8 protein-coding genes and 1 riboswitch are annotated in these 11,709 nt (G+C 71.8%); of the genes, 3 read left to right on the top strand and 5 right to left on the bottom strand.

Going from position 1 to position 11,709, the window contains the following annotated elements; genetic code table 11:
* Positions 1-146 precede the first annotated feature (146 nt).
* A complete protein-coding gene (locus OHV05_RS20670; protein ID WP_403044545.1) occupies positions 147-860 on the bottom strand; it encodes a transglycosylase family protein in 714 nt (237 codons plus the stop codon).
* Between the two features lie 5 nt (positions 861-865).
* Positions 866-1,016, bottom strand: a riboswitch (cyclic di-AMP (ydaO/yuaA leader).
* 211 nt (positions 1,017-1,227) lie between these two features.
* Complete coding sequence (locus OHV05_RS20665; protein ID WP_403044542.1) at positions 1,228-2,487, bottom strand: cytochrome P450; 1,260 nt, start codon at positions 2,485-2,487, stop codon at positions 1,228-1,230.
* Positions 2,488-2,647: 160 nt separating this feature from the next.
* Here OHV05_RS20665 and OHV05_RS20660 point away from each other — a divergent pair, with 160 nt between their 5' ends.
* Complete coding sequence (locus tag OHV05_RS20660) at positions 2,648-3,055, top strand: SDR family NAD(P)-dependent oxidoreductase (protein ID WP_405018995.1); 408 nt, start codon at positions 2,648-2,650, stop codon at positions 3,053-3,055.
* A 227-nt stretch (positions 3,056-3,282) separates the two neighbouring features.
* On the opposite strand, the gene OHV05_RS20655 is transcribed toward OHV05_RS20660, so the two are convergent.
* Both OHV05_RS20655 and OHV05_RS20650 read right to left on the bottom strand, forming a co-directional pair.
* Positions 3,283-4,269 carry a MazG family protein gene (locus OHV05_RS20655; protein WP_405018994.1) on the bottom strand — a complete coding sequence of 329 codons (987 nt, stop codon included), beginning with the start codon at positions 4,267-4,269 and terminating at the stop codon, positions 3,283-3,285.
* Between the two features lie 28 nt (positions 4,270-4,297).
* A complete protein-coding gene (locus OHV05_RS20650) occupies positions 4,298-4,936 on the bottom strand; it encodes a hypothetical protein (RefSeq protein WP_405018993.1) in 639 nt (212 codons plus the stop codon).
* Between the two features lie 208 nt (positions 4,937-5,144).
* Between OHV05_RS20650 and OHV05_RS20645 the strand changes: the two genes are divergently transcribed.
* Entirely contained in the window at positions 5,145-6,137 is a 993-nt protein-coding gene (locus OHV05_RS20645) for an ALF repeat-containing protein (RefSeq protein ID WP_405018992.1), read from the top strand.
* A gap of 34 nt (positions 6,138-6,171) precedes the next feature.
* On the opposite strand, the gene mfd is transcribed toward OHV05_RS20645, so the two are convergent.
* Positions 6,172-9,786 (bottom strand): transcription-repair coupling factor, encoded by a 3,615-nt coding sequence (gene mfd, locus OHV05_RS20640; protein WP_405018991.1) that lies wholly within the window; start codon positions 9,784-9,786, stop codon positions 6,172-6,174.
* Between the two features lie 577 nt (positions 9,787-10,363).
* Here mfd and OHV05_RS20635 point away from each other — a divergent pair.
* Complete coding sequence (locus OHV05_RS20635; RefSeq protein ID WP_405018990.1) at positions 10,364-11,677, top strand: nucleotide sugar dehydrogenase; 1,314 nt, start codon at positions 10,364-10,366, stop codon at positions 11,675-11,677.
* Positions 11,678-11,709: the final 32 nt, after the last annotated feature.

Here is an 11,709-nt window from a genome sequence, read left to right as displayed (position 1 = left end):
CGGAGCCCGGGGCCACGCTGACCTTGGTCCCGTCTCACCGTGTGGCCCGGCTACTCATCGGTAGTTCACCTGAATGACCGCAAACGGGGCCGTACCACCCGGAAGTGGTACGGCCCCTGCTGACGGAGTGTCGCGGGAGTTCCGCGTCAGCCGAGCTTGAGCAGCTGGCCCGGCAGGATCAGGTCGGGGTCGCCACCGATGGTGGACCGGTTGGCCTGGTAGACCTGCTGCCAGTCCTGGCCGTGCGCGGCGGCGATGTCCGAGAGCGTGTCGCCGGACTTGACGGTGTATCCGCCGGTGGCGGGCGCCGGGGCGGCGTGCTTCGGCGTGCTGACCTTCGGCGCGTCCACCTTCGGGGTGGCGGGCTTCGGCGCGGTCTCCTGCTTCGGTGCGGCGGCCTTCGGGGTGGCCTTCGGCGCCGGGGTACGGGTCTCCGAGCGGGAGGACTTGCCGGCCGAGGTGTCGACCTGGGCGGCCGAACCACCCTTGCTCAGGCCGGCCTTGACGGAGCAGACCGGCCAGGCGCCGGGGCCCTGCGAGGCGAGCACCTTCTCGGCGACCGCGATCTGCTGGCCCTTGCTGGCCTGGTTGGCCTGCGGGGCGTAGGACTGACCGCCGAACGCCTTCCAGGTGCTCGGGGTGAACTGGAGGCCACCGTAGAACCCGTTGCCGGTGCTGATGCCCCAGTCGCCGCCGCTCTCGCACTGGGCGACCTTGTCCCAGGTGTCGACCGGGGCGGCGTGCGCGCCGGTGGCGGTCAGCAGCGGGAGTGCGAGGCCGACGCCCGCGACACCCGCCACGGCGATGGCCTTCTCGGTCTGCGTACGACGACGATGACGGCCCGAACCGGTGAAGAGCATGAAGAAGTCCCTCTCCGCACGCCTGCGAGGTGAGCTGTCGGGTTCGGACCGGGAGGTGGCCCGGCCGCCACTGCTGGCGGCTTCACCCCAAGCCGTGGGGGACGGCGACTTACCTGGGTCCCCCGCCCCTGCCCAAGGGTCTGGTCGGTGTCCCGGCAGCGCGGCGGGCAGGATTCGGCGTTCCGCGCTCGGGGTTCGCAGCTGCGAACACCAGGGAGAGTAAGCAGATGACCCGATGGATCACAAGCTTATGTCGAACAGATCACACAGAAATCACGCTCCGCTGCGGGTCGTCCACAAACCATACTGGTATGTCCGGATTGATGTGTACTCAGATCACGCCTGATCAGATCTGACCGACACGCCGTCAGTGCGGGTCGGTGACCTCCGGCGTGAACGAGACCGGCAACTCCCGCAGCCCGCGCATGATCAGCCCGCCCCGCCAGCGCAGCTCCTCCGGTTCGGCGGCCAGTTGGAGGTCGGGCAGCCTGGTCAGCAGCGTGGCCAGGGCGAATTGACCCTCCAGCCGGGCCAGCGGGGCACCGATGCAGTAGTGGATGCCGTGCCCGAACCCCAGGTGCGGGTTGTCCTTGCGGGCCAGGTCCAGGGTGTTCTCCGCGGCGAACCTGGCCGGGTCCCGGTCGGCCGCCGCCAGCACCACCAACACCGGGTCGCCGACCGGGATGTCCACCCCGCCGATGGTGAGCGGCTCGGTGGCGAACCGCCAGGTGGCCAGCTCCACCGGGCCGTCGTAGCGCAGCAGTTCCTCCACCGCCGTGGCCAGCAGCGCCGTCTCGCCGCGCTGCACCGACTCCTGCAACAGGGCGCGCTGGGCCGGGTTGCGGAGCAGCGCGTAGGTGCCGTTGCCGATCAGGTTGATGGTGGTCTCGAAGCCGGCGAACAGCAGGATGAAGGCCATCGCCGCGGCCTCGTTCTCGGTCAGGTGCTCACCGTGGTCGCTCGCCCGGATCAGCCCGGAGATCAGGTCGTCGCCCAGGTCGGCCCGCTTCCGGTGGATCAGCTCCAGCAGGTAGGTCCGGATCCGCTTCACCGCCCGGCCCACCCCGCCGCGCTGCCCGCCGTGGTGGCGGATCATCGCCCCGGCCCAGTCCCGCAGGTCGTCCTGGTCCTCCGGCGGCACCCCGAGCAGGTCGCAGATCGCGTAGATGGGGAGCGGGAAGGCGAACTCGTGGATCAGGTCGGCCGACCCGCGGGCCGCGAAGTCGTCGATCAGCCGGTCCGTCAGCTGCTGCACCCGGGGCTCGAACTCGGCCACCCGGCGCGGCGTGAACGCCTTCGACACCAGCCGCCGCAGCCGGGTGTGGTCCGGCGGGTCGATGTTCAGCAGATGCGTCATCAGATCCGCCTGCCGCTCGCCCGGGATGCCGACCCGGCCGGTCTTGTGCGCCTGCCCGCTGTGGTGCGCCGGGTTCTTCGACAGCCGCCCGTCCGCCAACGCCTGCCGGGCGTCCGCGTACCGGGTGACCAGCCACGCTTCCACCCCGCTGGGCAGCGTGGTGCGGTGCACCGGCGCGTGCTCGCGCAGCCACGCGTACGCGGGATAGGGGTCGGCGGCGAACTCCCAGGTGAAGAGTTCCGGCTGGGTGGTTCGGTACGTGTCCGGCATGTCGTGCACCGTAACCTGCCACAAGAGGAGTGAGCTGGGTCACCTGGCGGGTAATTGCTCTTGCGGAGGATCGTGGCGTGCTTACGATCCTCCGATACGGTCTCGGTGGACGCCGGTGCGGCGTGCTCCACCGGGCGTAGCTCTTTGGGAGGAGCAGGCCATGCGGGTAGCCGGGGCAGTGGTGGTCATCGCGGTGCTCGAAGGCGGTTCGGGAATCGAGCTGGCCCGCCGGTTCGCGGCGGCCGGGGCCGCCGGCATGCTGATCGCCGACCAGCGCCCCGGGGTCGCCGAGGACCTCGCCACCGAACTCGACCGGCCCGGCTGCCCCGTGGTCGGCGTCAGCGGCGACGCCCGGCAGCCCAGTGACGTGGCCGCGCTGGTGGCCACCGCCGCGGAGCACCTCGGCCCGATCGACCTGTTCTGCGTGGCGGGCCCCGACGGCGAGCGCATCCTCCCACTGGCCGAACTCCCCGACCACCTCGACCCGCTGGCCGAACTCCTGGCCCAGATCGGCGACGCCATCAGCGAGGTCATCCCCCGCCAACGCGGGGTCCACGTCCCGCACTAGGCAGGCCCTCGGGCATCTACGGTCCAGGGGCTCGGGGCTGCGCTGTTGGCAGGCGCTCAGCCGTCTACTACCCAGGGGCTCGGGGAACTGCGAGGAGATCTGGCGTTCGGGTCACTGCGAAAGTGCCTGACCACCTACGCAACGATCACCCTGAACGAGGCCGGCGTCGCAGAGCCCCGAGCCCCTGACCGTAGAGCTGAAGCACCTGCCAAAAAGTCGGCGACTGCCTACTTCTCGGCGGAACGGATGTCGTCGCGGTAGGCGCGAGCCGCCCCTCGGAGGGCCGCGTCGATGTCCACGTCGGCGTCGTAGGCGCGTTGGGCGACCGCGAGGAGCAGTCGGCCCGCCGACTCCGGGGTGAGCTCGGTCGGGAGGGCGTACGGGGCGTCGGGGACGGCGGTGAAGCCGGCCCGGCGGACGCGGGAGACCAGCTTGGCCGCGTAGGCGAGTGAGGGGAGCCCGGCGGGGACGCCGTCCAGGATGGAGTCGCGCTGCTTCTCGGCGGCCTTGAGCTGCTCCCAGTTGGCCTCGACCTGGGCGGACCCGGTGGCCTCGACGTCGCCGAACACGTGCGGGTGGCGGTACATCAGCTTGTCCACGATGTCGCCCGCCACGTCGTCGACGGAGAACGGCTCCTCGGTGTCCTCCTCGGCGATCCGGGAGTGGAAGAAGACCTGGAGCAGGACGTCGCCGAGCTCCTCACGGAAGGTCTCGCGGTCGCCCTCCTCGATCGCCTCGACCAGTTCGAAGGTCTCCTCGACCAGGTACTTCACCAGCGAGTCGTGGGTCTGCTCGGCATCCCAGGGGCAGCCGCCGGGCGAGCGGAGCCGGTCCATCACCGAGACCAGGTCGAGCAGTCGGGCGCCGGGCAGGTCGTAGGAGCCGGGCAGCAGCTCGATCTCCGGCACCCGGCCGGCCTCCTCGACGGCGATCCGGGCCAGCGCGTCGGTGAGCCCGGGGTCGCCGTCGGAGCTGCCGAGCCAGACCACGGTGCCCTCGGCGCCGGTCAACAGCCGGGCCAGCGCCGGGGCGGTGTCGCGCTCGACGAGTTCCACCTCGACGCCGGCCTGGCGTACGGCGGGGAGTTGGGGGTGGTCCTGGTCCCCGGCGAGGACCCGGGTCGCCCCGTGCAGTGCCTGCCAGGCGGGCCAGGAGAGCAGGCCGGGGGCGACCCGGTGGGTGGTGGTGAGCAGGATCAGCTTCGGAGTGTCCACCCTTCGAACCTACCTGGCCGGGCCGGCGTCAGGCGCCGCCGGCCACCGGCTGCCTGAGCCAGTCGGAGACGGTGTTGGTGAGGCCGATCTGCTGGACGTCCCACCGGCCGTAGCGCGGGTTGACCTCGATCTTCAGCTTGGCCCCGGCATCGGTGAGGGCGGCCCGGATAGCCGCGTCGCCCTCGGCGGTGCGGGCGTCCTTGCCCTGGGCGGCGGCGAGCTTCTGGATGCCCAACTGCTGACGGTAGAAGGCGGAGACGTCGCCGGCCGGGACGCTCTGCTTGAACAGCAGCTCGCGTTCGAGCTCGGCCGTGCCGCCGAGCAGCTTGGCCTCGCCCGCCTTGGCCTCGTCGATCTCCCCGTCCGTGACGGTGAGTTGACGGTCCGCCAGGGCCCGGTCCACCACCTGGTTGAGCACCAGCTCGGCCACCGTGCGCCGGACCAGCCCGGCCCGCTCGGTGGTCTGCTCGCCGCCCGACTCGGCCGCGACGGCGTCCCGGAGTCCGGCCACCCGGGACTCCACCGAGGCGATGGTGATCTGCGCGCCGCCGACCACGGCCGCCGAACCCTGGTGGGGCGCCCCACCGCAGGCGGCCAGGGCGGCCCCGGCGAGCAGGGCACCGACGGCGGTTCGGCCGTGGCGGAGCGCAGAGCGGGTGCGGATCACGTGGGGCTCCCGGGAGTTGTGGGGTGCGCGTGGTTCTCCTGTCGGTGCTCAGTCTCCAATCTCCGGGGCGTTTGGCCAAGGGTGTCGGCGCGAGCCAAAAGACTTCTTTCCCCGGCATTCCGGACGTCGAATACCGGTTGTCGACTCGAACTGTCGGCGAACTATCATTCGATCCTCTGATCATCGCGTGCAGGTGGGGTTCCGTTCAATGAAGTTGTCCCGTGTTTCGACCGTCCTGACGGCAGTGGCACTCGCCCCGGCGATCCTCTTCCCGACCACGGCCTCGGCCGCCGACACCCCGGCACCGGCCGGGATCTCGGCGCCGGACCAGGCGGACGAGGACAACCGGGTCGCGATCCTGCGGATCATCGGCGACAAGAGCACCGGACGCCACCTGATGGCGGCAGCCCAGAAGGCCATGGACGGCACCCCGGCGGACCGGGTGGAGTTCCTCGGGACCGGCCGGTACGCGGCCCAGTTGACGGACGACCGGGTGCGGGTCGCCCGGGCCCTCGGCGAGGGCGGCCCGGCGGTGCAGGCGGCTGCCGGCGCCGCCCTGGACGTGAACACCGCCGCGGCCATCCAGGAGTTCCTGACCACCGGCCTCGGAAAGGCCCGGAGCGCCGACCGGGTGACGGTCAGCCGGCTCGCCGAGACCGAGGGGCCGGCCGTCCGGAAGGCCGCCCTGGCCGCGCTGGAGTCCGTTGACCACCAGGCGATCGGCGCGTTCTTCAACGGCGGCCGGGACAAGGCCGAGGTGGACGACCGGGTGGAGACCGCCCGCCGCTCCGGGGTCGGCGGCCCCGCCGTGCAGGCCGGAGCCAGTAAGGCTCTCAATGGTCCGTACGAGCTGATCGCCGCCTTCCTGAACACCGGCTGGGCGAAGGCCGACGCCAAGGACAAGGCGGACGCCAAGGCCGCTGCGGACAAGGCCGCCGAGGAGCAGGCGGCGAAGGACCGGGCCGCCGCCGAGCAGGCCGCGAAGGACAAGGCAGCCGCCAAGGACAAGCCCGGCACCGTCACGCCCGCGAACGTCACCACGACGGAGACCACCACGACCACCACCGCCCCGGCGGCCGAGCTGGCCGCCACCGGTGGCGGCGCAGGGCTCCCGTGGCAGGTCGGTGGCGGTGCGGCCGCCCTCGCGGCCGGCGCCGCGCTGGTGCTGGCCACCCGCCGCCGGACCGGCGCCGAGGGCTGACCGCCCGTACGACGACCGAGGGCGGGCCGGGGGCCTACTTCCTCGCGCCCGCCAGGTCGTCGAACATCGTGCTCAGGAACTCCCGGCACCAGTCCAGCAGTTCACGCCCGACCAGCGGCTTGCCGCCGATCCGCCCGGTGGACGGCCGGGGCACCAGCAGCTGCTGGGCGGTGGCCTTGACCTGGCTGCGCGGGTAGAGCCGGTTCAGCCGCAGCTGCTGCGACTCGCGCAGCTCCACCGGCCCGAACCGGACGTTCGCCCCGGCCAGCGTGATGTCACCGATCCCGCACCGCCGGGCGTACAGCCGCAGCGCCGCCACCAGCAGCAGGTTCTCCACCGCCTCCGGCAGCTTGCCGTAACGGTCCGTCAGCTCCTCCCGGACCTGGACGATGTCGTCCTCGGAGTTGACCGCCGCGATCGATCGGTACGCCTGCAGCCGCAGCCGCTCGCCGGGGGCGTAGTCGTGCGGCACGTGGGCGTCCACCGGCAGCTCGATCTTCACCTCCAGCGGCTCCTCCTCCGGCTCCGCCCCGCCGCCGGCCAGCGAGTCGCGGAACTCGGCCACCGCCTCGCCGACCATCCGCATGTAGAGGTCGAAGCCGACGCCCGCGATGTGCCCGGACTGCTCGCCGCCGAGCAGGTTGCCCGCGCCGCGGATCTCCAGGTCCTTCATCGCCACGTACATGCCCGCACCCATCTCGGTGTGCTGGGCGATGGTGGCCAGCCGCTCGTGCGCGGTCTCGGTGAGCGGCTTCTCCGGCGGGTACAGCATGTAGGCGTAGCCGCGCTCGCGGCCACGGCCCACCCGGCCCCGCAGCTGGTGCAGCTGGGACAGCCCGAAGGTGTCGCCGCGCTCCACGATCAGGGTGTTGGCGTTCGAGATGTCGATGCCCGACTCCACGATGGTGGTGGAGACCAGCACGTCGAACTCCTTCTCCCAGAAGTCGACCACCACCTTCTCCAGCAGGTTCTCGCCCATCTGCCCGTGCGCGGTGGCGATCCTCGCCTCGGGCACCAGCTCCTTCAGCCGGGCGGCCGCCTTGTCGATCGACTCGACCCGGTTGTGGATGTAGAACACCTGGCCCTCGCGCAGCAGTTCACGTCGGATCGCGGCCGAGATCTGCTTCTCGTCGTAGGGGCCGACGAAGGTCAGCACCGGGTGCCGCTCCTCCGGCGGGGTGGTGATGGTGGACATCTCCCGGATGCCGGTGACCGCCATCTCCAGGGTGCGCGGGATCGGGGTGGCGGACATCGTCAGCACGTCCACGTTGGCCCGCAGCTTCTTCAGCTGCTCCTTGTGCTCGACGCCGAACCGCTGCTCCTCGTCGACGATCACCAGCCCGAGGTCCTTGAACCTGGTCTCCGAGGAGAACAGCCGGTGGGTGCCGATCACCACGTCCACCGAGCCCTCGAACAGGCCCTCCAGCACGGCCTTCGCCTCGGAGTCGCTCTGGAACCGGGACAGCGCCTTCACCACCACCGGGAAGTTGGCGTACCGCTCGGCGAAGGTGGAGAAGTGCTGCTGCACCAGCAGCGTGGTCGGCACCAGGACGGCCACCTGCTTGCCGTCCTGCACCGCCTTGAACGCCGCCCGGACGGCGATCTCGGTCTTGCCGTAGCCGACGTCGCCGCAGATCAGCCGGTCCATCGGGACCGACTTCTCCATGTCCGACTTCACCTCGGCGATGGTGGTCAGCTGGTCGGGCGTCTCCGCGTACGGGAAGGCGTCCTCCAGCTCGCGCTGCCAGGGGGTGTCCGGGCCGAAGGTGTGGCCGGGCGCGGCCATCCGGGCCGAGTACAGCTTGATCAGGTCGGCGGCGATCTCCTTGACCGCCTTCTTGGCCCGCTGCTTGGTCTTCGCCCAGTCCGCTCCGCCGAGCCGGTGCAGGGTCGGGGCCTCGCCGCCGACGTACTTGGTCACCTGGTCCAGCTGGTCGGTCGGCACGAACAGCCGGTCGCCGGGGTGCCCCTTCTTGGCGGGGGCGTACTCCAGCACCAGGTACTCGCGGGTGGCGCCCTGCACGGTGCGCTGCACCATCTCCACGTACCGGCCGACGCCGTGCGCCTCGTGCACCACGTAGTCGCCGGCCGCCAGCGCCAGCGGGTCGATCGCGTTCCGGCGCCGGGACGGCATCCGGCGCATGTCCTTGGTGGAGGACTTCTGGCCGGACAGGTCGGTCTCGGTGATGACGGTCAGCCTGAGCTGCTCGTCCACGAAGCCGTGCTCGATCGAGCCGCAGGAGACGTACACCACGTCCCGGGTCGGCGCCTCGGCCAGGTCGGCCACCAGCCGGGCCGGGATGCCCTCGCCGCTCAGCACCTCGGCCAGCCGGGACGCCGGGCCGTGGCCCTCGGTCACCATGACGACCCGCCAGTCGGCGTTCAGCCGCTCCTTGGCGTCCGCGATGGCGCGGGCGGTGTCGCCCCGGTACGCCTCGACGGCGTGCATGCCGAGGGTCAATGTGTTGGCATCGAACTCAAGGATCTCGGTGACCGACGAGTCACTGGTGGCGAACGGGCTGACGGACCACCAGGGCAGGCCGACCTCGGCCGCGTGCTCCCGGACGTCGGCCAGCGACCAGAGCGAGGCCGCCGAGACGTCGATCATCTCGATGTCGATCGGACGGTCGCCGCCGCTCGCCGCCGCCACCCAGGAGGCGTGCAGGAACTCCTGGCTGGTCGCCACCAGGTCGGCGGCCCGGGTACGGACCCGCTCGGGGTCGCAGACCACCGCGACCGAGCCCTGCGGCAGCACGTCGAGCAGCAGCTCCATCTCGTCCACCAGGACGGGCGCCAGCGACTCCATGCCCTCGACCGCGATGCCCTGGGCGATCTTGTCCAGGATCTCGGCCAGCTCCGGGTGACGCTCCGCCAGTTCGGCGGCCCGGAGCCGCACTTCGTCGGTGAGCAGCAGCTCGCGGCAGGGCGGCGCCCAGAGCCCGTGCTCGGCGATCTCCAGCGAGCGCTGGTCGGCGATCTTGAAGAACCGGATCTCCTCGACGTCGTCGCCCCAGAACTCCACCCGCAGCGGGTGCTCCTCGGTCGGCGGGAAGACGTCCAGGATCCCGCCGCGGACGGCGAACTCGCCGCGCTTCTCGACCAGTTCGACCCGGGAGTAGGCGGCCGCCGCGAGCTTGCGGGCCACCTGCTCCAGGTCGTGCTGCTCGCCCCGCACCAGGGCCACCGGCTCCAGCTCGGCCAGGCCCTTCACCTGCGGCTGCAGCACCGAGCGGACCGGCGCCACGATCACCTGCACCGGGCCGGCCGCTGGGTCGTCGGCCCGCGGGTGGACGATTCGGCGCAGCACCGCGAGGCGGCGGCCGACGGTGTCCGAACGCGGCGACAGCCGCTCGTGCGGGAGCGTCTCCCACGCCGGGAACTCCGCCACCGCGTCCGGCGGCAGCAGCGAACGCAGGCTGGCCGCCAGGTCCTCCGCCTCCCGTCCGGTGGCGGTCACCGCGAGCACCGGGCGACCCCGCTCCCCCGCCTTCCCGGCCAGCGACCGGGCCAGCGCGGCGATCGCGAACGGGCGGGCGGCGGGCGGCCCCACCAGGTCGAGGTGGTGCCGCTGCCCGGCAGCCGCGGCCTCGATCGCCTCGGCGAGGGCGGCGTCCCGTACGACGACATCGAGCAGTCCGGACAGGCTCATACTTCTCGGCTCCACGGCTGGAATGCCCCGTCACCGGAGCGACCGGCCGGGCAACGCGAACGGCCCGAAACGCGGAGCGCCCGGGGGTGTCCACACTACGCCGTGACCAACCTTTTGCAGGGCTGCGCCGTAGGCAGGCGATCAGCCGTTGACTACCGAGCGGCTCGGGGCTCTGGCGCGTGCCCGGCGGAGCCGGGAGCGCAGGTGCCCGAGCCCCACAGATCACGAACTCGACATATTGCTGTCACTGCACGTCCATGGTGGTCGAGCAGGATGGTGTTCGTGCCCGCCGCACCCAACCGTGGGGGATGGCTGTGGTGGCGCAGACGCACCCCGATGGGGGTCGGAGTGCGTGGCCGGGCGGCCCTGGGTGGGGGCGCCCGCGCCCATTCGAGGAGCCGTGGTGCCCTTTCCTGAAGGGCGCCACGGCACCTGGCTTTTCCGGGGGCTTTTCGCCGGGCCGGACCCGTTCCCGCCACTTTGCCCGAAGGCCCACGCGGCCCGGCCGGGCTCCGTACTCTCTCGTGTGAAGGCGGTGTGGGGACACCGTGAACCGCGATGGAGGGGGTACTTCGTCATGCGCGTCGTGATCGCAGGCCAGGGGTACGTGGGGCTGCCACTGGCGGTCCGGGCCGCCGAGGTCGGGCACCAGGTGGTCGGGTACGACGTGGACGAGCGGCGGATCAAGCGGCTGGCCCTCGGTGAGTCGTACGTCGAGGACATCCCGGCGGAGCGGCTGCGGCCGCTGCTGGAGAGCGGGGTCTACCAGCCGACCGCCGACCCGGCCGAGGTGGCGGGCTTCGACATCGCGGTGATCACCGTGCCGACGCCGCTGCGGGACGGGGTGCCCGACCTCTCGTACATCGAGTCCTCGGCCCGGCTGCTCGCCCGCCACCTGCGGCCCGGCGCCACCGTGGTCCTGGAGTCCACCACCTATCCCGGCACCACCGAGGAGCTGCTCGCACCGCTGCTGGAGCAGGGCTCGGGGCTGACGGCCGGTCAGGACTTCCACCTCGGCTACAGCCCGGAGCGGATCGACCCGGGCAACCCGACCTGGAAGCTGGAGAACACCCCCAAGGTGGTCTCCGGCACCTCGCCGGCCGGGCTGGCGGCGGTGGACGGCTTCTACGCCCAGCTGGTCGAGCGCACCGTCCCGGTCTCCTCCACCAAGGAGGCCGAGCTGACCAAGCTGCTGGAGAACACCTTCCGGCACGTCAACATCGCCCTGGTGAACGAGCTGGCGATGTTCGCGCACGACCTCGGGATCGACGTCTGGGAGGCGATCGACGCCGCCTCCACCAAGCCGTTCGGCTATCTGCGGTTCACCCCGGGGCCGGGTGTCGGCGGGCACTGCCTGCCGATCGACCCGTCCTACCTGTCCTGGCGGGTGGAGCGGGCACTCGGCCAGTCGTTCCGGTTCGTCGAGCTGGCCAACGACGTGAACAGCCACATGCCGGACTACGTGGTGCGGCGGCTGACCGAGGCGCTGAACGACCGTCAGCGGTCGGTCAAGGGCTCCAGGGTGCTGCTGCTCGGCCTGGCGTACAAGAAGAACACCGGGGACGCCCGGGAGACCCCGGCCGCCCGGGTGGCCGAACTGCTGGTCCGGATGGGGGCCGAGGTCCGGGCCGCCGACCCGCACGTGGTGGTCGGCGTGCACGTGCCCGACCCGGTGATCCCCGGCCAGCGGGCCGCCGAGCCGGACAGCCACGGTGACCCGTTCGCCGCCGTCCGCCGGGTGGACGCCACCCCCGAGGAGCTGGCCGCCGCCGACGCCGTGGTGCTGCTCGCCGACCACGACGACTTCGACTACGAGGCCGTCACCACGCACGCCCGCTACATCCTGGACTGCCGCCGCCGGCTCACCGGTGCGACCGTCGAGGTGCTCTGAGCCGACCTGGTCGGCCCCGGACGGCACGGTGC

It is taken from the genome of Kitasatospora sp. NBC_00070, from assembly GCF_045041205.1.
Taxonomy (GTDB): Bacteria; Actinomycetota; Actinomycetes; order Streptomycetales; family Streptomycetaceae; genus Kitasatospora.
Note: the sequence above shows the minus strand (reverse complement) of the source record. Positions and strands in the feature narration are given on the sequence as shown.

Coding starts and splice junctions, on each gene's coding strand:
- OHV05_RS20670 (WP_403044545.1), bottom strand. CDS start 860: ATGCTCTTCACCGGTTCGGGCCGTCATCGTCGTCGTACGCAGACCGAG.
- OHV05_RS20665 (WP_403044542.1), bottom strand. CDS start 2,487: ATGCCGGACACGTACCGAACCACCCAGCCGGAACTCTTCACCTGGGAG.
- OHV05_RS20660 (WP_405018995.1), top strand. CDS start 2,648: ATGCGGGTAGCCGGGGCAGTGGTGGTCATCGCGGTGCTCGAAGGCGGT.
- OHV05_RS20645 (WP_405018992.1), top strand. CDS start 5,145: ATGAAGTTGTCCCGTGTTTCGACCGTCCTGACGGCAGTGGCACTCGCC.
- mfd (WP_405018991.1), bottom strand. CDS start 9,786: ATGAGCCTGTCCGGACTGCTCGATGTCGTCGTACGGGACGCCGCCCTC.
- OHV05_RS20635 (WP_405018990.1), top strand. CDS start 10,364: ATGCGCGTCGTGATCGCAGGCCAGGGGTACGTGGGGCTGCCACTGGCG.